Annotated in this window: 29 protein-coding genes; 19 read left to right on the top strand and 10 right to left on the bottom strand. The window is 32.4% G+C overall.

What is annotated here, in order from left to right; all coding sequences use genetic code 11:
- Window positions 1–5 precede the first annotated feature (5 nt).
- The 14 genes from Q4Q47_RS09925 to Q4Q47_RS09990 all read left to right on the top strand — a co-directional run bounded on the left by Q4Q47_RS09925 (window position 6) and on the right by Q4Q47_RS09990 (window position 9,349).
- Window positions 6–518 (top strand): GNAT family N-acetyltransferase, encoded by a 513-nt coding sequence (locus Q4Q47_RS09925; protein ID WP_303306501.1) that lies wholly within the window; start codon window positions 6–8, stop codon window positions 516–518.
- A gap of 2 nt (window positions 519–520) precedes the next feature.
- Window positions 521–844, top strand: a complete 324-nt coding sequence (locus Q4Q47_RS09930) for a DUF4286 family protein (RefSeq protein WP_303306502.1) — start codon at window positions 521–523, stop codon at window positions 842–844.
- 70 nt (window positions 845–914) lie between these two features.
- Entirely contained in the window at window positions 915–1,709 is a 795-nt protein-coding gene (gene rsmA / locus Q4Q47_RS09935; RefSeq protein WP_303306503.1) for a 16S rRNA (adenine(1518)-N(6)/adenine(1519)-N(6))-dimethyltransferase RsmA, read from the top strand.
- 10 nt (window positions 1,710–1,719) lie between these two features.
- On the top strand, window positions 1,720–3,093 hold the full coding sequence (gene mgtE / locus Q4Q47_RS09940) for a magnesium transporter (RefSeq protein WP_303308455.1): 1,374 nt from the start codon (window positions 1,720–1,722) through the stop codon (window positions 3,091–3,093).
- A gap of 107 nt (window positions 3,094–3,200) precedes the next feature.
- The gene (locus tag Q4Q47_RS09945) at window positions 3,201–3,566 is read left to right on the top strand and encodes a cupin domain-containing protein (RefSeq protein ID WP_303306504.1); all 366 of its coding nucleotides are present in this window, start codon (window positions 3,201–3,203) and stop codon (window positions 3,564–3,566) included.
- A 137-nt stretch (window positions 3,567–3,703) separates the two neighbouring features.
- Window positions 3,704–4,660, top strand: coding sequence for a 2-hydroxyacid dehydrogenase (locus tag Q4Q47_RS09950; protein WP_303306505.1), 957 nt, complete (start codon window positions 3,704–3,706; stop codon window positions 4,658–4,660).
- Between the two features lie 233 nt (window positions 4,661–4,893).
- Window positions 4,894–5,304 carry a response regulator transcription factor gene (locus tag Q4Q47_RS09955; RefSeq protein ID WP_303306506.1) on the top strand — a complete coding sequence of 137 codons (411 nt, stop codon included), beginning with the start codon at window positions 4,894–4,896 and terminating at the stop codon, window positions 5,302–5,304.
- A gap of 260 nt (window positions 5,305–5,564) precedes the next feature.
- A complete protein-coding gene (locus Q4Q47_RS09960; protein WP_303306507.1) occupies window positions 5,565–5,936 on the top strand; it encodes a VOC family protein in 372 nt (123 codons plus the stop codon).
- A gap of 178 nt (window positions 5,937–6,114) precedes the next feature.
- Window positions 6,115–6,624 carry a DUF4199 domain-containing protein gene (locus Q4Q47_RS09965; protein WP_303306508.1) on the top strand — a complete coding sequence of 170 codons (510 nt, stop codon included), beginning with the start codon at window positions 6,115–6,117 and terminating at the stop codon, window positions 6,622–6,624.
- Window positions 6,625–6,628: 4 nt separating this feature from the next.
- Window positions 6,629–7,090, top strand: a complete 462-nt coding sequence (locus Q4Q47_RS09970; RefSeq protein WP_303306509.1) for a DUF1801 domain-containing protein — start codon at window positions 6,629–6,631, stop codon at window positions 7,088–7,090.
- 13 nt (window positions 7,091–7,103) lie between these two features.
- Window positions 7,104–7,490, top strand: coding sequence for a VOC family protein (locus Q4Q47_RS09975; protein ID WP_303306510.1), 387 nt, complete (start codon window positions 7,104–7,106; stop codon window positions 7,488–7,490).
- Window positions 7,491–7,522: 32 nt separating this feature from the next.
- A complete protein-coding gene (locus tag Q4Q47_RS09980; protein WP_303306511.1) occupies window positions 7,523–8,287 on the top strand; it encodes a sulfite exporter TauE/SafE family protein in 765 nt (254 codons plus the stop codon).
- A gap of 65 nt (window positions 8,288–8,352) precedes the next feature.
- Window positions 8,353–8,808 carry a hypothetical protein gene (locus Q4Q47_RS09985; RefSeq protein ID WP_303306512.1) on the top strand — a complete coding sequence of 152 codons (456 nt, stop codon included), beginning with the start codon at window positions 8,353–8,355 and terminating at the stop codon, window positions 8,806–8,808.
- 88 nt (window positions 8,809–8,896) lie between these two features.
- A complete protein-coding gene (locus Q4Q47_RS09990) occupies window positions 8,897–9,349 on the top strand; it encodes a TM2 domain-containing protein (RefSeq protein WP_303306513.1) in 453 nt (150 codons plus the stop codon).
- A 256-nt stretch (window positions 9,350–9,605) separates the two neighbouring features.
- Here the strand turns inward: Q4Q47_RS09990 and Q4Q47_RS09995 are convergent, their stop codons facing one another.
- A complete protein-coding gene (locus tag Q4Q47_RS09995) occupies window positions 9,606–9,968 on the bottom strand; it encodes a DUF805 domain-containing protein (protein ID WP_303306514.1) in 363 nt (120 codons plus the stop codon).
- Between the two features lie 99 nt (window positions 9,969–10,067).
- Here Q4Q47_RS09995 and Q4Q47_RS10000 point away from each other — a divergent pair, with 99 nt between their 5' ends.
- From Q4Q47_RS10000 to Q4Q47_RS10015, 4 genes are all read left to right on the top strand, one after another.
- Window positions 10,068–10,391: an ArsR/SmtB family transcription factor gene (locus Q4Q47_RS10000; protein ID WP_303306515.1), complete on the top strand. Its 324-nt coding sequence runs from the start codon at window positions 10,068–10,070 to the stop codon at window positions 10,389–10,391.
- Window positions 10,392–10,402: 11 nt separating this feature from the next.
- The gene (locus Q4Q47_RS10005) at window positions 10,403–10,900 is read left to right on the top strand and encodes a DUF6428 family protein (protein ID WP_303306516.1); all 498 of its coding nucleotides are present in this window, start codon (window positions 10,403–10,405) and stop codon (window positions 10,898–10,900) included.
- Window positions 10,884–11,381: a GNAT family N-acetyltransferase gene (locus tag Q4Q47_RS10010; protein WP_303306517.1), complete on the top strand. Its 498-nt coding sequence runs from the start codon at window positions 10,884–10,886 to the stop codon at window positions 11,379–11,381. Before Q4Q47_RS10005 ends, Q4Q47_RS10010 begins: the two co-directional genes overlap by 17 nt.
- Window positions 11,382–11,702: 321 nt before the next feature.
- Window positions 11,703–12,128: an arsenate reductase ArsC gene (locus tag Q4Q47_RS10015; RefSeq protein ID WP_303306518.1), complete on the top strand. Its 426-nt coding sequence runs from the start codon at window positions 11,703–11,705 to the stop codon at window positions 12,126–12,128.
- On the opposite strand, the gene Q4Q47_RS10020 is transcribed toward Q4Q47_RS10015, so the two are convergent.
- The 3 genes from Q4Q47_RS10020 to Q4Q47_RS10030 are packed head-to-tail and all read right to left on the bottom strand — an operon-like array spanning window position 12,125 to window position 15,708.
- Window positions 12,125–13,954 carry a lysophospholipid acyltransferase family protein gene (locus Q4Q47_RS10020; RefSeq protein WP_303306519.1) on the bottom strand — a complete coding sequence of 610 codons (1,830 nt, stop codon included), beginning with the start codon at window positions 13,952–13,954 and terminating at the stop codon, window positions 12,125–12,127. The genes Q4Q47_RS10015 and Q4Q47_RS10020 overlap by 4 nt on opposite strands.
- Before the next feature lie 22 nt (window positions 13,955–13,976).
- Window positions 13,977–15,227, bottom strand: coding sequence for an aspartate kinase (locus Q4Q47_RS10025; protein ID WP_303306520.1), 1,251 nt, complete (start codon window positions 15,225–15,227; stop codon window positions 13,977–13,979).
- 1 nt (window position 15,228) lies between these two features.
- Window positions 15,229–15,708, bottom strand: a complete 480-nt coding sequence (locus tag Q4Q47_RS10030; RefSeq protein ID WP_303306521.1) for a GNAT family N-acetyltransferase — start codon at window positions 15,706–15,708, stop codon at window positions 15,229–15,231.
- 124 nt (window positions 15,709–15,832) lie between these two features.
- Here Q4Q47_RS10030 and fbp point away from each other — a divergent pair, with 124 nt between their 5' ends.
- Complete coding sequence (fbp, locus tag Q4Q47_RS10035; protein WP_303306522.1) at window positions 15,833–16,840, top strand: class 1 fructose-bisphosphatase; 1,008 nt, start codon at window positions 15,833–15,835, stop codon at window positions 16,838–16,840.
- A gap of 67 nt (window positions 16,841–16,907) precedes the next feature.
- On the opposite strand, the gene Q4Q47_RS10040 is transcribed toward fbp, so the two are convergent.
- The 6 genes from Q4Q47_RS10040 to Q4Q47_RS10065 form a co-directional block, all read right to left on the bottom strand.
- Window positions 16,908–17,885, bottom strand: a complete 978-nt coding sequence (locus tag Q4Q47_RS10040) for a T9SS type A sorting domain-containing protein (RefSeq protein WP_303306523.1) — start codon at window positions 17,883–17,885, stop codon at window positions 16,908–16,910.
- A 1-nt stretch (window position 17,886) separates the two neighbouring features.
- Window positions 17,887–18,918, bottom strand: coding sequence for a right-handed parallel beta-helix repeat-containing protein (locus tag Q4Q47_RS10045; RefSeq protein WP_303306524.1), 1,032 nt, complete (start codon window positions 18,916–18,918; stop codon window positions 17,887–17,889).
- A gap of 35 nt (window positions 18,919–18,953) precedes the next feature.
- Window positions 18,954–20,630, bottom strand: a complete 1,677-nt coding sequence (locus Q4Q47_RS10050; protein WP_303306525.1) for a hypothetical protein — start codon at window positions 20,628–20,630, stop codon at window positions 18,954–18,956.
- A 96-nt stretch (window positions 20,631–20,726) separates the two neighbouring features.
- Complete coding sequence (locus Q4Q47_RS10055) at window positions 20,727–21,254, bottom strand: outer membrane protein (RefSeq protein WP_303306526.1); 528 nt, start codon at window positions 21,252–21,254, stop codon at window positions 20,727–20,729.
- A 37-nt stretch (window positions 21,255–21,291) separates the two neighbouring features.
- Window positions 21,292–22,269, bottom strand: coding sequence for a vWA domain-containing protein (locus Q4Q47_RS10060; RefSeq protein WP_303306527.1), 978 nt, complete (start codon window positions 22,267–22,269; stop codon window positions 21,292–21,294).
- A gap of 80 nt (window positions 22,270–22,349) precedes the next feature.
- Window positions 22,350–22,640 carry a hypothetical protein gene (locus tag Q4Q47_RS10065; protein WP_303306528.1) on the bottom strand — a complete coding sequence of 97 codons (291 nt, stop codon included), beginning with the start codon at window positions 22,638–22,640 and terminating at the stop codon, window positions 22,350–22,352.
- Window positions 22,641–22,734: the final 94 nt, after the last annotated feature.

Here is a 22,734-nt window from a genome sequence, read left to right on the forward strand (position 1 = left end):
TAGATATGATAATAGCAGAAACTAAACGCTTACTTATTTCAGAATTCACAATAGAAGATGCACCATTTTTTTTAGAACTGACGAATGCACCTAATTCGATTAAATATATTGGTGATAAAAAACTAAAAAGTGTTGAAGATGCAGAAAAATATCTGATAAACAAGACTATTAAAAGTTATAATGATTTCAACTTTGGATTTTATAAACTTGAGTTAAAAGGAGAAAAAAACAGACCCATTGGCACTTGTGGACTTGCAAAAAGAGAAGAGCTAGATGATGTAGATATTGGATTTGCTTTTCTTCCAGAGTATGAAGGCAAAGGTTTTGGTTCTGAAGCTTCCATAAGGATCATGACTTTAGCAAAAGAAACCTTTAAACTGAATAAACTTATAGCTATAACAGTTCCATATAATAAAAATTCAATGAAGCTATTAGAAAAGTTAGGTTTTGCTTGTGAAAAAAGAATAAAACCCTTTGAAGATGATGAAGAACTCCTGTTATTTGCAAAAAAATTGTAAAAATGATTATATACAACGTAACCGCAAATATAGATGAATCCATTCATGAAGAATGGTTAACTTGGATAAAAGAACATATTCCGCAAGTATTGGCTACAGGAAAATTTGAAAAGGCAACACTCACTAAAGTTTTGGTAGAAGAAGATATGGGCGGCGTCACATATTCTGTTCAATATAGGTCATATTCACGAGAAGCCTTAGATGCCTATTATAAAGAAGATGCCGAAAAATTAAGGATAGAAGGCATGAAAAAATTTGCAGACAAGATGCTAGCCTTTAGAACAGAACTTGAAATTATTGACGAATATACTGTAAGCTTTAAATAGCTTATTATTCCTGTGAAAACAGGAATCCATTATATATAACTTACTTTTGTATTCAAAACATCCGTGATTCGTGGCATATAATCCAAACCAACATCAGGTAAAAGCAAAAAAGTATTTAGGACAGCATTTTTTAAATGATGAATCTGTTGCACAAAAAATTGCCGATACACTTACCTTAAAAAACTATAAAAATGTTTTAGAGATTGGTCCGGGAATGGGTGTGTTAACGAAGTATTTGCTAAAAAAGGATATCACAACTTATGTGATAGAAATTGATACAGAGTCGGTGGAATATTTACAAGCCAACTACTTAAATCTAGCCCCAAGAATCATAGAAAAAGATTTTTTAAAGTATGATTTAAATAGTGTTTTTAATCAAGAACCATTCGCCATTATAGGAAATTTCCCGTATAATATTTCAACGCAAATAGTTTTTAAAACTTTAGAAATGCGTGACCAAATTCCAGAATTTTCCGGGATGTTTCAAAAAGAAGTTGCACTACGTATTTGTTCTAAAGAAGGAAGTAAAGTTTATGGAATTCTATCAGTTTTAGCCCAAGCGTATTATGATGCGGAATATTTATTTACCGTACCACCAGATGTTTTTAATCCGCCACCAAAAGTAGAATCAGGCGTATTACGACTCATCAGAAAAAAAGATTATACATTACCTTGTGACGATGCATTGTTTTTTAAAGTAGTAAAAACTGCGTTTCAACAGCGCAGAAAAACACTTCGTAACAGTTTAAAAACATTCAATCTATCAGATAATTTAAAAGCAAATGTTATATTTGGCAAACGTCCAGAACAATTAGCTGTTCAGGAGTTTATAGAACTCACACAGCTCATTGAAAAAGACATATAAATTCAACCATTTGTCTGAAGAATTAGAAAACATACCATTTGAATTAACACAAGATTTAATCAATCAGGTTGAAAGTCTCATCAAAATAAACGATGGTAAGGCACTACAGAAGCTTTTAAAAGATTTTCACTATGCTGATATTGCTGAAATTTTAGATGAACTAAATCTAGAACGGTCCATCTATGTGATTAAATTATTGGATTCGGAGACGACTTCAGACGTCTTAATGGAACTGGATGAAGACAATAGAGAGAAGGTATTAAAAAACCTTTCTGCTAAGGAAATTGCTGAAGAGATTGAAGAATTAGACACTGATGATGCAACAGATATTATTTCGGAATTACCGGAAGAACGTCAACAGGAAGTCATTTCGAAAATTGAAGATGAAGCCCATAAAGCAGAAATTACAGAACTTCTAAAGTATGACGAAGATACTGCGGGGGGGCTTATGGCTAAAGAGCTTGTAAAGGTTTATGAAACATGGACAGTTGCTGGCTGTATGCGACGCATTAGAGGGCAAGCTAAAGAAGTTACACGTGTGCATTCAATTTACGTTGTAGATAAACAGGAACGTCTTATTGGACGCTTATCTCTTAAAGATTTAATCGTAGCTAAAAGTGACCAAAAAATAGCAGATATAGCAAAAGAAAATGTAGATTTTGTTAATGTAAAAGAAGATGTTGAAGAGGTGGCAAAAGTTATGGCTAAATATGATTTAGAAGCCATTCCAGTAGTTGATGAAAAGCAAACATTGTTAGGGAGAATAACTATTGATGATATAGTTGATGTATTAAAGGAAGAAGCCGAGAAGGATTATCAATTAGCAGCAGGTATTACGGGTGATGTAGATTCAGATGACAGTATCATTGAACTTACTAGAGCACGATTACCCTGGTTATTTTTAGGTTTAGTAGGAGGCATTGGAGCTTTTTTAATTATGGAAGGTTTCGAAAGCCTTTTTACTGGTAAAGCAGTTATACTATTCTTTTTTACACCTCTTATAGCAGCAATGGCAGGAAACGTAGGGGTGCAATCTAGTGCAATTATAGTACAAGGTTTGGCAAATAATGATGTTCGAGGTAGTGTGAATAGTCGTTTAATTAAAGAAATGTTGCTTGCAGCCTTAAATGGCGTTATTCTAGCCTTATTTTTATTCTTATTTGTATGGGCTGTTAAAGGTGAAGTAAACACAGCTTTCGCTATTTCTGTATCGCTAGTGGCTGTCATTATTGTTGCGGGGCTTATAGGTACTTTTGTGCCGTTATTTTTAAACAAACGTGGCATTGACCCAGCAATAGCAACTGGACCATTTATTACTACAAGTAATGATATTTTAGGAATCCTACTCTATTTTTGGATAGCAAAAATGATTTTAGGTATATAGTTTTAGGGTTTTACCGCAAGGGACGGGCTTTCTCTACTCGCTTTTCCTATGCCAAGAACTCAAACATATTGATCAATCCCTAACGTAAAACTTCGTAATTTTACAATATGCAAGCAATAAATATCAAAAACAAGTTTTCAAAATTTAATAAAAACTGGCATCCGCATCAAATTGCTGTGGTAGACAATATGCAAGTTATTTTAGCAAAAATAAAAGGTGAATTTGTATGGCATAGTCATGAGGATGAAGATGAGTTATTTCAAGTGGTGAAAGGCACTTTGTATATGCAATTTCGTGACAGAACAGAAATAGTTAACGAAGGCGAAATTATAGTCGTACCAAAAGGTGTTGAACATAATCCACAGACAAAAAATGGAGAAGAAGTACATGTATTACTTTTCGAAAAGCTATCTACAGCACATACGGGAAATGTAAAGCACGAAAAAACACAAACCCATTACCCGAAAATTTGACTTTTGTCATGCTGAACTTGTTTAGTTCATATCATTTTTAAATTTATATTTAGGTATTCATGAATCTTCGATTTCAGCATCTCATGGTTTTTTTGAATAATAAATCAATTAAACATTTACTTTTTATAAGCTATTAAATGAAAGTACTTCACTTAGATACCAATCACGAATTATTAATCAACCAACTTAATGATCTAGGCTTTACCAATCACGAAGATTACACATCATCAAAGGAAGCTATTGAAGCTAAAATTAAGGGTTATGATGGCATTGTGTTGCGAAGTCGTTTTACTATCGACAAACAATTTTTAGATGCTGCAACAAATCTTAAGTTTATAGGTCGTGTAGGAGCAGGATTAGAAAACATAGATTGCGACTATGCCGAAAAAAAAGGAATCACTTTAATCGCAGCACCTGAAGGAAATAGAAATGCTGTTGGAGAACATGCATTAGGCATGCTCTTATCATTATTTAATAAACTCAATAAAGCGGACTTAGAAGTTAGGCAAGGCAAATGGTTACGTGAAGATAACCGAGGGGTAGAACTCGATGGAAGAACCGTTGGAATTATTGGATATGGAAACATGGGAAAAGCTTTTTCCAAAAAGCTGTGTGGTTTTGATGTTGAGGTGCTTTGTTACGATATTAAAGAGCATGTAGGAGACATTAATGCAAAACAAGTGTCATTAACAGAGTTTCAAGAAAAAGTAGACATAGTAAGCTTACACACGCCGCAAACCCCTTTAACTTTAAATATGATTGATGAAACATTTATCAATCAATTTAAAAAACCATTTTGGTTTATAAATACGGCACGAGGTAAAAGTGTGGTGACAAAAGATCTGGTTTCATCTCTAAAATCCAAGAAAGTATTAGGCGCTGGGCTCGATGTTTTGGAATACGAAAAGGCATCGTTCGAAAACTTATTTAAAAAGGATGCCACATCTGGCGCTATAGAGATGCCGGAAGCTTTTCAATATTTAATTGATTCACAAAATGTTATTTTATCACCTCACGTTGCAGGCTGGACTATTGAAAGCAAAGAGAAATTGGCCCAAACCATAGTAGATAAAATAAAAGTAAAATTTTGCTAAATTTAACGAGTTAGATTTAAAAAATACTCATAATTAAGTTACTTGTATCAATGGATAACTTATACGTCACCTTGAGCGCAGTCGAAAGGTCTTTAAAATCTATAAGCTTAAATAGATTTCGACTTTAGTTTATACTGAGTGGAGTCGAAGTATGCAACCTGACACCCAACCTAAATTAATAACTATCAAAAAATCATTGCTCTAGTATTAGTTTAACTTACTAAATTTAGCATATGAAAAAAACTATTTTAGTTTTTACACTTTTAATTGTTGCACTCTATACCCTTTTTAGAATTAGCAAATACTCGTTGCTTGTTGGAGGAACCTCTATGGAGTTTATTATTACTGCTATTGCCATCGTGTTTTTTATTGTTGGTATTTATATTAATAAAAAGAGTCTTCATAAACCACGCAACATTTCCAAGGAAATCGATCGCCAAAAAATTAAAGGACTAGAGATCACTTCTCGTGAATATGAAGTACTTCAAGCTATTTCAGAAGGTCTATCTAATAAAGAAATTGCTGAAAAATTATTCTTATCGGAAAGCACGATAAAAACCCACGTTTCTAATTTATTAGTAAAACTTAATGCAAAAAGACGAACACAGGCTGTTCAAATTGCAAAAGACCATAATATTTTATAGCTTTAAAACAAAAGTAGAAGGTATTTGGTACTTTAGTATGAAGTCGGTTTTAGCTATTAAAAGTAGTTTTATCCCTGAACTCATTTAGTGTTTTTTGATTGAGGCGAAAAATAGAAATTTTACTTCAAGATGAAAGCTTTTTTGCACTACATAGCATCGTTACGTAGTAGTAAAAAGGTGAAATGTTGAAGTAAAAGAGCATTTTGCAGACGATTATAAAGATTTTAAATGAGTTCATAACTCATTAAAAAATAAGCAATATGACATTAGGAGCATTTTCGATAAGTTTAAGCGTTAAAAACATTAACGTTTCGAAAGTATTTTATGAAAATCTAGGTTTTAAGGTTTTCGCAGGCGATATAGAAAGAAATTATCTCATTATGAAAAATGGAAACGCCTTAATAGGACTTTTTCAAGGGATGTTTGAGAATAATATTTTAACCTTCAATCCTGGTTGGGATGAAAACGCAAATAAATTAGATGCTTTTACAGATGTTCGGGATATTCAAAAGCATTTAAAAAATAAAGAAGTCAAACTTGAAAACGAAGCAGACGAGAGTTCTGTCGGTCCGGCAAGCATCGTTTTAAAAGACCCCGATGGCAATGCCATTCTTATCGATCAACACGTTTAATACAATACCATTTATCCTTTGAATTTACCGTAATAAAATGTTCTTTTTTAACCTTAGTTTCAGAATAAAAATAAACCGTAGCTCTGCTATGCTTGATTTTTCTTCTGAAACTAAAGCAAAAAAATCTTAATTTTATTTTCCGTTAAATTCGAATAACAAATGGTATAATATAGAAATTATGCAAGGCACAATTAAAAAGTTTGGTGGTTACGCAGCCTTAGTTGGAGGACTCATCTTTATTGGAGGACACTTTTTGGATTGGAATGTTGATTTTGGAACTTTAGAAATTCTTGGTTATGCATCTATTTTTGCATCACTATCTTTTGTGTTCTTTGGAATAAAACATTTTAGGGACCAAATAAATAATGGAGTGATATCATTTAAAAAAGCCTTATTTATTGGTTTGGCAATTTCAGCAATTTCAGGTATTGTGATAGGACTTTTGGATGTTGTTTATGTTACCATGATAAATCCGGATTTTGTTGTTGAATATAAAGTATATGCTTTAGAAGGTATGAAGAATACCTTGTCGGCAACTGAATTTGAATTAGAGAAAGCAACATTGGAAGAACAAATGAAATTATTTGAAAGCCCAGTATTTGCCGGATTAATTATGTTCACAATAGTATTCGCCATTGGAATAATTGTATCTTTATTATCATCCTTAATTTTACAGCGTAAAAACTAATATTATGCAATCAAAAGCTACCTCACCACAACAGTATTTAGATGAATTACCAGAAGACAGAAAGGAGCCAATTCATAAATTAAGGCAGCAAATTTTAGATAATCTACCAGAAGGTATCGAAGAACAGATGAATTACGGCATGTTAGGTTATGTTATACCGCATGCTGTCTATCCGGATGGCTATCATTGTGACCCGAAATTACCTTTGCCGTTTATGAATTTGGCTTCTCAAAAGAATTTTGTAGCTGTATATAGTATGGTGCTTTATGCTAAAAAAGAAGTTATGGATTGGTTTACTTCAGAATACACTAAGCAGTGTAAGTATAAGTTAGATATGGGGAAAAGTTGTATTCGCTTTAAAAGAATGCATGATATTCCTTTTGAATTAATAGGAGAGCTTGCCTCAAAGGTTAGTGCAGATGAGTGGATCGATATTTATGAAAAAGCTGTAAAAAATAGAAAGTAATAAAAGGTAAGTGATGAAAAAACGCGTAACAGGAATAGGTGGATTATTTTTTAAAACGAAAAACCCAAAAGCATCGAAAGATTGGTACAAAAAACATTTAGGGTTTAATACCGATGATTACGGGTGTACCTTTTGGTGGAAAGACAAAGAAGGTAGTGATTGCTCTACACAATGGAGTCCGTTTTCGGAAGATACCAAATATTACGAACCGTCTAAAAAAGACTTCATGTTTAATTATCGTGTAGAAAATTTACTTGAATTGCTTAAAGTTTTAAAAGAAGAAGGCGTTACTATTGTTGGAGAAGTAGAAACGTATGAATACGGAAAATTTGGTTGGATTTTAGATAATGAAGGAAACAAAATTGAACTTTGGGAACCAATAGATAAAGCCTTTTTGTAATTTAGCTCAAATACCAATTTGAGTATAAATAATTGACTTATTTAGAAATACTAGAATCATACAATTTAACTGCATTGCAATGGACGGCCATTTGTTTTGCGGTTTTTTTATTGGGATTATCCAAGGCAGGAATTAAAGGGATAGGGATTTTAATAGTGGTCATACTAGCCTTTGTTTTTGGAGAGAAGGCCTCAACAGGTGTTTTGCTTCCCATGCTAATCGTAGCCGATATTTTTGCAGTAATATATTATAACAGACATGCGCAATGGGCGTATATAAAGAAATTAATGCCGTGGATGATTATAGGTGTTTTAGTAGGTGTTTGGGTTGGTAATGATATTTCTGAAGTACTATTTAAAAGAATCATGGCTGTTATTATAATTGCTTCCGTCCTCATTATGTTTTATACAGAAAACAGAACGTCTAAAGACATACCAAAAAACAAGTTTTTTTCTAGTGGTGCTGGGTTTTTAGCAGGATTTACAACTATGGTTGGTAATTTAGCAGGACCAATTTCTAATATTTATTTTTTGGCGATGCGTTTACCTAAAAATGAGTTTATAGGAACTGCCGCATGGTTATTTTTTATTATTAATGTATTTAAACTACCCTTTCATTTTTTTGTTTGGAAAACGGTTACCAAAGAAACGCTTGTTTTAAATACTGTTTTAATCCCATCTATAATCATTGGTTTTTTTGTTGGAGTAGCCATTGTAAAATTGATTTCGAATATAAATTATAGACGTTTTATCTTAATTATTACAGCTCTTGGAGGGCTTGTTATGCTATTTAGATAACCTTTCCTGTAACATTATTGTGGATTGATAGACATATAGATAGCGTACATTAAAAGGAAATAGTTATGTCTGAAGAATCTAAAAAGAATCAACCAAAAGATAAAGTTTATGAAGCTGAGATTATAAAAGGCGATTCGTATCATGGTAAAAACCATGCACATGATAAAGCAGAAAAACTAAAAGCTGAAGCCAAAGAAATTTATTATAAAACAAAAGAAAAAGCTAATGAGTTTTTGGAGGAAGCGAACGAAAAATTAGAAGATTTTACAGAAATAGCTAAAGATAAAGGTGCTAAATTCTCAGTTGAAGCCAAAGAAAAGTATGCAGAAGCCAAGGTTAAAACAAAAGAATTTGCTGAAGAAGCGGGAGAAACCTTAGATAAAGTTACCGAAAAAACGATTGTGTTTGTAGACGAAACAAGCGAGAAATTAGAGGAATTTGCAGATGAAACCAAACAAACACTATCTGTAGTATCAAAAAAAACAAAAGGGTTTATAAAAAAGATTTTCGATAAAAAATAAGGGATTAACACGCTGTTAATAAGGCGTTTTTGCAAATGAATTTAATTTTTTATTACCTTTATATAATAACCAAAAATAATTAAATATTATGTCTGACGAAAAGAATTTAAGCGATGATCTAAACGATATGTTGGGTGATGCTAAAGAAGGTGCAAAAAAAGCTGCAGACAAAGCAGGGGAATTTGCAGAAGAAGCCAAAGAAAAAGCAAAAGAAACATTCGAAGATGTTAAAGAATCTGCTTCGGAGTTTGCCGAGGGCGCTAAAGAAACATTTGATAGTGTAAGTGGAGATAATAAAAAAGTATTAGCAGGTGTTTTAGCTATTATATTAGGTCCTTTAGGAATACATAAATTTATTTTAGGATATAATAAAGAAGGGATTATTATGCTGGTGGTTACTTTTGTTCTTGGGTTTATTACTTGCGGTTTAGGAGCTGGATTAACAGGCCTTGTTGGATTAATAGAAGGTATTATATATCTAACTAAATCTGATGAAGAGTTTTATAACACTTATCAAGTGGGACAAAAGCCTTGGTTTTAATCAAAAAGAATTCCTCGACGCTTTCTGGGTTTCCGTTGAAATTGTCATTCCCGTGAATGACGGGAATCCAAATACAGAATTAACCCGACCCATAGGTCAAAATCTGTGCTCAACTTGATTGGATATGAAACGAGCTAAATACCTAGCCCTACCTTGAGGATAGTTCGTTTCAAAAAATTATTTATTGTTATTTTTAAGATACAAAAAAGCCAGAAATATAATTTCTGGCTTTTGTTTTTTATAAAGTAAATGATAATTATTCTTGACCAATTTGGTCTATTTCCTCAGCATCAGACTTCGGATTTGGTCCCCATTTGTTAGATCCGGCCTCACTGTCTGTGCAAGCTAAAATTAAATTGTAAATAGGAATAAGTAAAAACCACCCGCTTTTACCAGCATCATGCATTCTTCTCACGCCTACAGCTAATGCAGGAATTAAAACTGCGAAAGAATAAATAGTGCTTACAATAGATAAGGAAGGCATTTCCAATCCGATTGCGATAAAGATAATTCCGTATGAAATAATCATATTGAATAAGAAAAACATCCAATATTCTTTTCTTCTGGATCTTCCAGAAAACGTTGCATACTGTTTTAATACTTGTAGGTACCAATTCATAATAATAGTTGATTTTGGGGTTAATAAGTTTCAAATATAACTTTTTTATTTAAACATATTATCGTAATATTGCAATATATAGATGAAATAATAAAGATAATGGGAATTACCAAAACTCAAATGTTTTCCGAAAAGCAAAACGACTTGGCTCAGTTTTTTAAAGTCTTGGGACATCCTGCCAGAGTAGCTATTTTACAATACATCAGTAATCAAAACGCTTGTATTTGTAACGATTTAGTTGAGGAAATAGGGTTAGCACAGGCTACCATTTCTCAACATTTAAAGGAGCTTAAAAGCATAGGACTGTTAAATGGTGAAGTGGAAGGTAAAAGTATGTGCTATTGTATTAATGTTGAGCGATGGACTGCCATTCAAGATCAATTGAATTCATTTTTTAACACAACAAAATCAAATTGTTGTTAAATTCTTTAATTATGAAAACACAAGAATTATTTAAAGTACTAGAACAAAATCAAGACAAATCATTATTATTTGAATATGCACCTAATTTATTGGTTGGAGCTAATTACCATATTACAGAAGTAAAACATGTAACAGTTGATTCTGTTGATTGTGGAGCTCAAGTAGATGCTTGGAATGAAACAATAATTCAACTTTGGGAAAGTCCAAATGAATTAGGTAAAACAGAATATATGTCTGTTTATAAGGCTTTAGCTATTTTAAACAAGGTTGGAAAAATGAAACCTTATGATTTTGATGCTGAGGTAAAGTTTGAATATAGCAATGCAAGATTTCACACAGCACAACTATTTGTTAACGATTTTGAAATAAGGGAGAATCATTTAATAGTTAAATTAGCCATCGAAAAAACGGATTGCAAAGCTAAAGAGCTTTGTGGAGTACCCGAACCTTTAGAAGCAGTATCAACAAATGCTGAAGCATGTTGTTCTCCTGATGGAAATTGTTGTTAGAAGATTAACAAAAAGCGATTGGCGTTCCGTTTCAAGAATCTATAAAGAAGGTATCTCTACTGGAATAGCTACTTTTGAAACAGAAGTTCCCAGTTGGCAACAATGGGATACCAAATATGTTTCGGTTTGTAGATTCGTAGCTTTAATAAAAGGAAAAGTTGTGGGATTTGCAGTTTTATCACCAGCCTCAAAGCGACAGGTTTATAAAGGAGTTGCAGAGATTAGTGTATATGTTTCAAATGCATTTAAAGGAAAACATATTGGAGAAACACTGTTGAAACAATTGATTGATGAAAGTGAAACTCATGGGTTTTGGACCTTGCAAGCAAGTATTTTTTCAGAAAACATAGCAAGTATTAATTTACATCTAAAATGTGGATTTAGAGTGGTTGGTATTCGCGAAAAGATTGGGAAATTATATGGAAAATGGTACGACAATCATTTTCTGGAGAGACGAAGTAATAAGATAGATTTATGTTAGGTGGAATCTGAGTTAACATTTTTAACTAATGCATGAGGTAATACGGTGTCAAAGATCCAAAACAGCTTCGCTGTTAGAATTAAGAATCAAGACTTTGTCTTGGTTAGTTTGAAGCATTGTAACTAATAAAAAAGTCTAGGAATAGTAGTTCTCTATATATTATTGAATGCATCAAGAAAGTATATTTAAATAAATGATTAGAGTTATTGACTGTTAAATTGGAAGGTCATTCTGAGTTTCGCTTTTTTTGCGAAACGTAAGAATCTGTTTATCGAAATTGAAGTTTAATTAAAAAAGATTCCTGCCTTCGCAGGAAATATTATGAAGAACATTTTAGTATTGTGTACAGGTAATTCATGTAGAAGCCAAATGGCTCATGGGTATTTAAACCATTTTTTAGATAATAGAACAGTAAACTTATATAGTGCCGGGATTGAAACCCATGGTTTAAACCCGGGAGCATTGGCTATTATGAAAGAAGATGGATTAAATATCGATCATCATACCTCAAACCATGTAGATGAGTACGCTGATGTGAATTTTGATTACATCATCACTGTTTGTGACCATGCTAACGAAAACTGTCCGTACATTCCAAGTAAAAATGCCTTGCGCTTACACCATAATTTTTTCGACCCATCTAAAGTAGTGGGAACTAATGAAGAAAAACATATGGCATTTCTAAAAGCACGAGAAGAAATAAAAACTTATTTTAAAGCGTTTGTGGGACAGTATAACTTAGTTTAAGCTTCCCCGTTATTCTCCAGCTTGCTTTCTAACTCTGCTTGAAACTCTTCCATAACAGGGCGTACGGTACTGTCTGGTAAGTCGGCAATTTTAATATACATTAAACCATCAACAGCATTGTTGAATAATGGGTCCACATTAAATGCGACCAATCGAGCATTTTGTTTTATGTACTTTTTTAGTAGTACAGGTAAACGTAAAGCCCCAGGTTCTACCTCGTCTATAATCTTGTCGAATTTATTTAAATCAGCTTCAGTAGCATCAAAAACAAAGTCTTTATCGGCGTCTTTAAGGATGACTTTAAACTCTTTTTTAGGATGTACATATTGCGCTATATACGGATCGTAATAATGAGATTTCATAAATTCTATCATCAATGATTTTGAGAAATTAGAAAACTGATTACTAATACTAACTCCCCCAATTAAAAATTTATGCTCAGGAAAACGCAGTGTGGTATGCACAATGCCTTTCCAGAGTAAAAATAATGGCATGGGTTTTTGTTGGTATTCCTTAATAATAAAAGCGCGTCCCATTTCAATAGACTGACTCATCATTTTGTGTAACTCAGGTTCAAACCTAAAGAGGTCCTGTAAATAAAACCCATCGATACCATAACGTTCAAAAATTTTAGAACCTAAGCCCATTCGGTAGGCACCGGCTATTAATTTTTTTTCATTATCCCAAAGAAACATATGGTGATAGTAGGTGTCAAATGTATCTAAATCTATGGCTTCATTTGTTCCTTCACCAACTTCTCTAAAAGTAATTTCACGTAAGCGTCCAATTTCGCGTAAAATGTTAGGAATGCTTTTTGGTTCCGCTAAAAACACTTCATAGTTTTTACTTTGTAATAGTCTGGAATTATTTTTAATAAGAACTTCAACCTCTTTTGTCATTAACATATTGTCAACAGGTGTTACAATACGTTTAGGTGCTTTAGGGGTCTTTAATGTTGATGAGATATTATCTAAAATCTTCGATTTATCCTCAAAGGCATTGGATAACATATAGGTTTTTCGTCTTAAAAAATCAGAAAAATCATCGAGAGCTATGTGTTCTTTTTGATTGGCAACAGAGATTGGTTTTCCTATTCTAACTTTTATGACACGTCGTTTTTGAGTTAATAGCTCTGAAGGTAATTTAGCTGTTCTAAAAGTGTCACTAATTTTAGAAAGTTTATAAAACAATTTGCTGTTTTTAGCATGAAAATAAATAGGAACTACAGGGACTTCAGCTTTTTTAACAAGTTTCATGGCGGCTTCTTCCCAGGGTTTGTCTACTACTAATTTACCGTCTCTATACGTTGATACTTCACCTGCAGGAAAAATACCTAGCGGGTGTCCACTTCTTAAATGTAAAATAGAATTTTTAAACCCAGAAATGCTGGATTTTACATCTTTCCTATCTTCAAAAGGATTAACAGGCATGATGTAGGGTTTTAAAGGGGCTATTCTATGTAATAAAAAATTGGCTATTATTTTAAAATCTTTTCGCTGTTCGAGCATAAGCTTTAAAAGCAGTATACCATCAATACCACCTAAGGGATGATTAGAAATAGTAATATAAGCACCATTTTTTGGTAAGCGCTTTAAATCCTCTTCAGGGATTTCGAATTTAATTTGAAAGTCATCTAAAATACCATCTAGAAAAGGCAAGTCGTTAAGGTGTTTGTTACGCTTGTATATTTTATTTAAAGTAGATATTTTAAGAACTTTCATTAAAATCCAACCAATAAAAGTACCTATAAACCCATATTTGCCTAATTGTATAGCTTTAGCGACTTCTTTGGCGGTTACCAGCCCAGTGTTTTGTTGTTTGGTCATGAGTGTAAATGTACTAAATTGTTTATTTAGTTACTACCTGAACGGTTTCTTGAGTTAATTGTTTTAATAACACGGTTTTATCGGCCTCAATCTGATTAAGGGCGTTTTTATTATAATGACGAATCGTGTAAAGTGATACATTTTCGTTACAAGTTACTTTAAATTTTGCTTTTAAATGATATAATAATTTATCAAGATTATTAAAAATATTATCTACACAAACCGAAAAACTGATAGCAGAATTTTGAATCACATCTACTTTCATTTTGTATTGGTGTAGTAAATTGAAAATATCACTAATATTTTCTTCAACTATATATGAGAAATCTAAAGATGATAAAGAAACTAAAACTTGATTTTTCTTTACAATGAAGCAAGGAATCATAGGATCTAAAGTAACATTTTTACCAATTCTTGTTCCGGATGCTTCGGGATTTAAGAATGATTTTACGTATAATGGAATTTCTTTACCTTGCAGTGGTTGTATTGTTTTTGGATGAATTACTGATGCCCCGTAGAAAGCCAATTCTATAGCTTCTCTGTATGATATTTTATTTAGCAGTTGGGCGTTTTCAAAATAGCGAGGGTCTGCATTTAAAACGCCAGGAACATCTTTCCAAATAGTAACGTTTTCGACATTTAAACAATAGCCATAAATAGCTGCTGTATAATCACTTCCTTCTCTACCAAGTGTGGTTGTAAAGTTGTTAGAATCGCTACCTAAAAACCCTTGTGTAATATTTAAAACAGTTTTATCGAGTTTTGAAGTTATTAAACTTTGTGTTTCTTCCCAATTTACATTGGCACGTCTATAATAACTATCTGTTTTAATTTGGGTTCTAACATCAATCCAGTTATTTTTTACGCTGATAGCGTTTAAGTATTCACTTATTATGGTTGTTGAAACTAATTCGCCAAAACCTATGACCTGGTCATAAACAAAGTTGTAATCTGGTGATTTATTTGTTGTGAAAAAGTTATTTAATTCATCAAAAAGAATAGATACTTTTTTAAAAGCTGGATGGCTTTCATTTTCAAATAAATCTAATAGAATGACATTGTGATATTTTTTAACTTCCTGGAATGCGCTTTGTAATTGGGATTTGTTTTCAAAATAGTTTTTGATAACGATTTCCAAAGCATTGGTTGTTTTTCCCATAGCAGAAACAATAATTAGTGTGTTAGCGTAACCCACTTTTTGCAATACAATAGCTATGTTTTTTACACCAGCAGCATCTTTTACCGATGCGCCACCAAATTTGAATACCCGCATTTTATAATTTTGATATATAATCTTTAATTCCCTGTTCATCTAAATGAACAACATCCCAATCACGTTTTACTTGTGCTCCCTTTTTTTCATAGAAAGCAATAGCTGGTTCGTTCCAATCAAGTACTTCCCAATTAATCCGTTTTACCCTTAAATCATGTCCGTATTTAATAACTTCATCTAAAAGAGCAGTTCCTAAACCAGAACCCCTCATCTGCTCACTTACTATTAAATCTTCTAAGTGTAATGTTTTTCCTTTCCATGTAGAGTATCGATTGTAAACCAGAGCAATACCTTCGATTGTATTATTTGCTTCAGCTACAAAACATTGAAATTTAGGTTCATGACCAAACCCATCTGCCTGCAAATCTTCAACAGTAACTTCTACAGCATTGGCTTCTTTTTCAAAACTGGCTAGTTCTTTTATTAAATGGAGTACTTGAGGCATGTCGCTTTTAGTAGCTTTTCTTATAGAGTAATTCATAGGATAATTATAATTGTTTCAAATATAGTTTAAAGTTGATTATTTAGAGCTATTAATCTTTTACGAAAACGTTGTAGTTGATTAAAAAATAGTGGATATTTGCACAAACCAAACGAACGCTTTTATGGCTCATAAAAAACAAACTCTAGGAGAATTTATTATTGAAAATCAATCATCTTTTAAATATTCTTCGGGTGAATTATCTAGTCTTATCAATTCCATTAGGTTAGCAGCAAAAGTGGTAAATCATGAAGTTAATAAAGCAGGGTTAGTAGATATTATTGGGGCAGCAGGAGATCTGAATATTCAAGGAGAAGATCAACAAAAACTGGATGTTTATGCTAACGATAAATTCATACAAACACTAACCAATAGAAATATTGTTTGTGGTATTGCGAGTGAGGAAGAAGACGATTTTATCTCAATTAATAGCCAGGATGAAAATCACCAAAATAAATACATCGTATTAATAGATCCTCTAGATGGTTCTTCAAATATTGATGTGAATGTGTCTGTGGGAACTATTTTTTCAATTTACAGGCGTGTTACACCGGTTGGCACCCCAGTGACGCTTAAAGATTTTTTACAAAAAGGCAGTGAGCAAGTAGCCGCCGGTTATGTGGTATATGGCACATCTACTATGTTGGTTTATACAACTGGTGATGGTGTTAACGGATTTACACTAAACCCTGCCATAGGCTCCTTTTATTTATCGCATCCAGATATGCAATTTCCTGAAGATGGAACCATTTATTCCGTAAATGAAGGGAACTATATTCATTTCCCGCAAGGTATTAAAGATTATATTAAGTATTGTCAGTTAGAAGAGGCCGATAGACCGTATACTTCCAGATATATTGGGTCATTGGTTTCTGATTTTCATAGAAATATGATTAAAGGAGGGGTTTATTTATATCCGCAAAGCTCAAAAAATCCAAAAGGAAAATTACGTTTGTTATATGAATGTAATCCTATGGCCTTTTTAGCAGAACAAGCTAATGGAAAGGCTAGTGACGGGTTTGTACGAACTATGGATGTTGAACCCACAGAATTACATCAACGTGTGCCATTTATTTGCGGAAGCAAAAATATGGTTGAAAAATGTGAAGCGTTTATGCGGAATGCACAATAAAAAATGCGAACTTTTCAGCTCGCATTTTATGCCCCCAATTATAGCGGATCATAGTTGGTATAACAATTTACTTCTTTATAATTTTAAATGATGCTTTACCTAAATTGGTTTCTAAATTTAGAATATAAATACCATTTTTTAAGTTTGATAATTCTAAAGCTGACTTGTTTTCTGTATTCCTATAAATAGTTTGTCCTAACTTGTTATAAATTTGTGTTTTTATAATTTGACCGCCTTGCGGTAATTTAATTGATATTTCATTTTCAAAAGGATTAGGATAAATCTTTACTAATTTAAATAAACTATCTTCAATACCTAAACTGTTGTCAATAGTAAAGAGGGACATATCATAAATAGACCAATCACCATTAGTATCCTGGACACGAACATAAAATAAATGATCCCCATCGGCTAAACCTGTGGAATCAATATTTAAAACTTGAGTGGACTGTGATGCATCTCCGAATACAATAGAAGTGCCATTTCCAACTCCGGGGTCATTATCTATAAAATATTCGGCAGACGAAACTTCATCTGGTGATAAATCGAAATCCTTTATGTAAATAATTTGCCTGTCATATAAACTCCAATTACCATCGTTATCTTGAGTTCTCAAATAGAAACTGTGGAAACCTTCTGATAAACTTGCGGTAGGAATTGAGAAAACTTGAGTTAATTGTCCGGAATTACTATTTACGGCTATGGAGGTTCCTTTGCCAACCCCTGGATCTGTATTAAAAAAATATTCTGCAGCGGTAATGGTGAACGTGTCAAAACTTTTTAGATAGAAGTTTTGTCTATCGTACAAGCTCCAGTTATTACTACTGTTAAAAGTTCTAATATAAAAGCTGTTAAAGCCCTCAGACAAACTGGTTGTTGGTATAGAAAATGTTTGACTGAGGGCACCTGTATTACTATTTACAGTTAGCGAAATGCCATTCCCCACCCCGGGATCTGTATTGTAAAAGTACTCAGCTGAAGTTATACTTTGAGAATTGATTATTAAACTAATCAAAGTAAAAACTAATAATAAAGGCCCTTTCATACTAGTTAGCGTTTGTGTTTATTGTAACACTAAGGTTAGCTCCAGGAGCAATTCTGTCAGTGATATTAGTAATTTTTACAGTTGGTATGCCATTGGTTAAGCCAAGATTATTGAATGTAAAAGCACCTCCATCATAAATACCGATATCTATGCCTCCAACGCCAGCGTCAATAGCGGGAGAACCTCCTTGAAGATGATAATCGTCGGTAACATTAAAATCGGTATCGTCTGCGCTTACAAAATTTGGATTTTGATTATTCAGGTTATTGGAGCCGTTTAAGGCTATTAAACTACCAGACCCAATATTATAGGTTAAACAATTTTCAAATATGACACCATCGGCATCTGGATTTAAGATACTACTAGAGTTATAATAAAAAATGTTGTTTTGTACGGTAATACTTCCAGTGGCATTTCCAGCATTATAAACAGGATAGCTATTATTTGGGCTTAAGAAAATATTATTTTTAATAGTTATAGATTGATGGTTTTTTAGCCCTATATAATATGTTATGATATTGTTTGAAATAATAGTATTGGTATAATTGTCGCGACTTGATGAATTACTACCAAACCCGATTTGATAAATGATGTTGCCTCTAATAATAACATTATCTGCACCTCCAGAGCTATCAAAAAGTAAAGCACTATCAATGATGTTATTTTCAATAGTTAAGTTAGATATCAAACTATTGCTATTTGTATAAATATCGTCAGTTACATGAAATCCCGAAATAACAGTGTTTGATGAATTGGCGTTTAAAATTAAATCGGTAACCATAGTTTGTTTGTTAACATTACTATGTCCAAAACCAATAAGCTTGATTTCTTTATCAATGGTAATATTCCCATAATTAATTTCAGAAGCATGTACATAAATAATATCCCCATTACTGGCTGCAGAAATGGCACTTTGTAAATCACTATATTGAGCATTGCTGCCAACAGAATTATCGACTGTAATTGTTGTTTGCGCATGACATAAAAAAGAGAATAGTATACCTACGCTTAAGAGTAATTGTTTTGTTTTCATTTTTTTAAAGATTAATTAATAGATATTTTAAATTATTATTTAATATTTTTAAATATGGCTGTTATAGTTCTGGCACTCTCGATATCCTTAACTTCCATTACAACCTTATATGCATAAGGTTTTATTTGTCCATTTACATATACCTTTATAACTTTTTCCAAATATTTGGTATGGAGTTCGACCCATACTCTTTTTCCAGATACAACAATCTCAATATTTTTATCGTTAATATCTTTTAGACTAAACTCTAAAACCGTTTCTTTACTTTTCTTAAGGTTGGAAAAAACAGTTGTTAGCTTAAGTGTATTTGTTTTAGAATCTTTTAATTCCAAAAAAACATCATAAGAATCTTCTCCAATAGATACTTTGCTTAAATGTTTTTTTATTTCTAGTACCGACGCATTTACAGAATCAGATTTATGGGTTTGAGCACTTAAGTTGTCTTCAAATAATTTTGCTAAATCTTGGAGGAGCTTTTTAGCTATTATGGCATCTTCTATAGTATTGAAGTATAATTTGGTACTGTTAATATAGTTCTGTATTTCATTATCTCTATAGTACTTTATAAACTTGACTAATTTTTTAGCTGGTAAAATCACAAATAATCGATCTTTATCCGTACCATAGTCTATATTATTGGCATTAATATCTGCAAAATTGAATCGATATTCGTATTCTGTACTTTTGTCTGGGTCTGTTTCTACTAATTGATATGTAGTGACATTTTTATTTAAACTTAAGCTTTGAGTTAAAGTTTCTTCACCAGTATTTATTACTGAAACATTTTTATTTAAAAAGGATATAATTTCTGGTGCAGATGTTATTTTAGGTTTGTGCTTATTAAATGCTTTTTCTGCCAATGGAATAATGGCTTTTAAAACTTTAAGTAGATCTTTTCCGTTAGTGATGGATCTTGCATATAATTTTAATGTATTTGTATAGTTTTTCTGTACACCATTTTCAATATGTTTAATACCTTTTATTCCTCTTCTTATTGCTATAGAAATGCCAAGTTCGTTTCCGGATATTTTAAATTCTATAGCATTAGGGTTTAATGTTGCCAGGTTAAACTTGTACAATTTGGAGGTACTTTTGTTTTTTATATTAATGGACTGATTAAATGTCAAGTGTCCTTTATATTTTGAATCTGTCTCCAGCTTTTGTACTACCTGTTTATTAGGTAGTTCTATATCTGTTATATTTTCTAATAACCATTTTAAATGATCTTCATAAGAGGTTAGAGATAAACGCTTTTCTTCTAAAGTAATAGCATGTGGGATAAGTGTTTTTATGGCATTTTCGAGATCGTTTCCGTTATTTGAATTTTTGGCATAAAATGAAAGCTCGTTAGTATATGTGATTTGGTCACCTCCATTAGAAATAACCTGAATAAGTTTTTGTTTGCTGGCAACTAAAAGTTGCACTTTGATAAGATCTTTATGGGTAATTGACCGTACTGTATTTATATCAATATCAGAAAAACTGAAATGATAAATAGTCTCATTGTTTTTTCCTTTTAAATCTTCTTGTTGCAAAGTATAAGTTAACAAACCATCAGACGATAATTTAAGATGTTGCCTAAAAGTCAATTTTCCTGTTTCTACGGTGTTTAATAAATCTTGAATTTGATCTACCTGTATACTTAAGTTGGATTGCGCTATTAGCTGGAAGCTAAACAATAAAAAAGGTAAGGTGTTTATAGACTTCATCATCATTATTACATATTTATCTAAATCGATAAAGGCTGCTTAAGGGCTATGGCCTAATAAACAGCCTTATTTGTCAACTAACTAATTAAAACATCAGCTTTAGAGGTTAAAATAATAATGAAACCCTGCTCCGAAAATCATTCCTGAGTATCCAAGACCATTACCAAAAGAACCGCCGCCATAGCCAATCTCTATGTTAAAGCCTAATTGTTCCAAACCACTAAAAGCATATTCTGCACCACCACCAAAACCATAGGATATTGAAGTTTCTTTTACTTCTGGTGTAGAGACACCAAGAATGTTAAATCCATCAAATTTTAAGGTCCAAAAGCCTACCTGACCAAATACATAAGGTCTAAGGTTTTCATTCCCTATATCGAAATTGTATAGATATCTACCAGTTACGGTAAAGGAGCTGAAGTCACCACCAAATCCGTAGTTACCTCCTCCGACTACAATTTCTCCAGAGTGAATTTCAGTAAAATTATATTTGGCGCTTAGACCATAAAAAAGACTGTTAAATTGAGCGCCAACACCCAAAGAACCAGCTTCGGTCATACCTTGTGCGCTAAGGTTTGAATTTATTAATAAGGTAAATAGAACGGTAAAGAAATAGATTTTTTTCATCTTTTATTTTTTAAGTAAATCAGAATGATTTTATAAATTATTGAATAGTGATTGTTTTTGTCGATACGTCAGTAAATGAACCATTGGCAGCCGTATAGTTGGTAGTAATTTCTATTGTTAATACAGTTCCAGAAGGATAGTTAATTGCCCATTCCAGAATATATAGCTTTCGTAATTGTTGATTAATTATTTCATAAAGGTTTGAAATGTCTTCACTCGTTGGAGCATAAAAAAATCGCCCACCAGTTTCATTTGCTAAAAACTCTAAACCAAATTGATCTGTGTTTCCAAAACCTACTGTATAAATAGGAATGCTTAAAGATTTAGATTTAAGTATTAAATTATTTAGCGAAATGGTTGATCTATTATCGAAACCATCTGTAAAGCCTATTACTACAGGCAAAACATCACTAAGTTTGTTTACCTCTTCAAGTCCTAAATCGCAGGCGCTGTAAAATGCTGTAAGTGAACCAATGTTTGCATTAGTACTTATTGCTGTTTCAAGTAATGATGTGTCCGAGGTAAAGCCCTGTACTTCTTTTATAGAACTTGCAAATTTGATTACAGACATTAAGTCGGCATCGTCTTTAAGGCTAATAAAGTTTTTCAGCGCAGCTTCCATATCCTGAATATTAATATTGCTCATACTTCCAGAGTAATCCATAGTGGTAGCCATGGCCAAGGGGTTCGTATTGGTATTGTTTAATTCTGAGAGTGTGGTTTGATTTTGGTCGATTGCTACTGGGTCACCATCATTTGCGGTTATTTTAATTTCATAATTCCCAAGCGTAAATTGTTCTAAAGGAATTCCATCCTGATCGGTAACAGATAATAAAGCAACTAGCTTATTATTTGATTGCGAAATTTCTAATCGAGGAATGGTTGTTTCAAGGCTTGTAGTCGTAACATCGTTTAGATTTTCGAAAGCTTGTTCTGGTGAAGAGTTATTAGAATCATCAGATGAGCAAGCAAATAAAGTAGTTGCTAAAATGGTTAAAAAATAGATTTTTCTCATATTTGTTTTTGTTTTTAATGGATTAAATAATAGCTATATGAATAAAGTTTTGAGAGTATATTTTATACTGGTTATTTTATTTATTGGTGACATTTAATACCACCTTCTAACATGATAGGGGATATTTTTTGGTTGATTTTACCATAAAGCCAATCCCTATTGCCTAAATTTTTAGCACGAGTAATAATTTTGGCATATAATGATTTGACTTGTGAAAAGCATGATGCTGATGATGCTATACCTGCTATTAAAGTTCTAGCAGAAATACATTGAAGGCTGAAGCCATTTGATAAAATACGATCTTTTGTTTTATTGGCTTTTGAATAAGTTAAGGTACATATGGTGATAAGTATAACGTATGCTTTTTTCATTTTGTGCTGAAATTAAATTTGCATCAAACATAATTTCAATACCATATATTTCCTTACGGGTTGCCATAATGGAGGTCTTTTTTATGACAAATAA

Source organism: Flavivirga spongiicola (genome assembly GCF_030540825.1).
Lineage (GTDB): Bacteria > Bacteroidota > Bacteroidia > Flavobacteriales > Flavobacteriaceae > Flavivirga > Flavivirga spongiicola.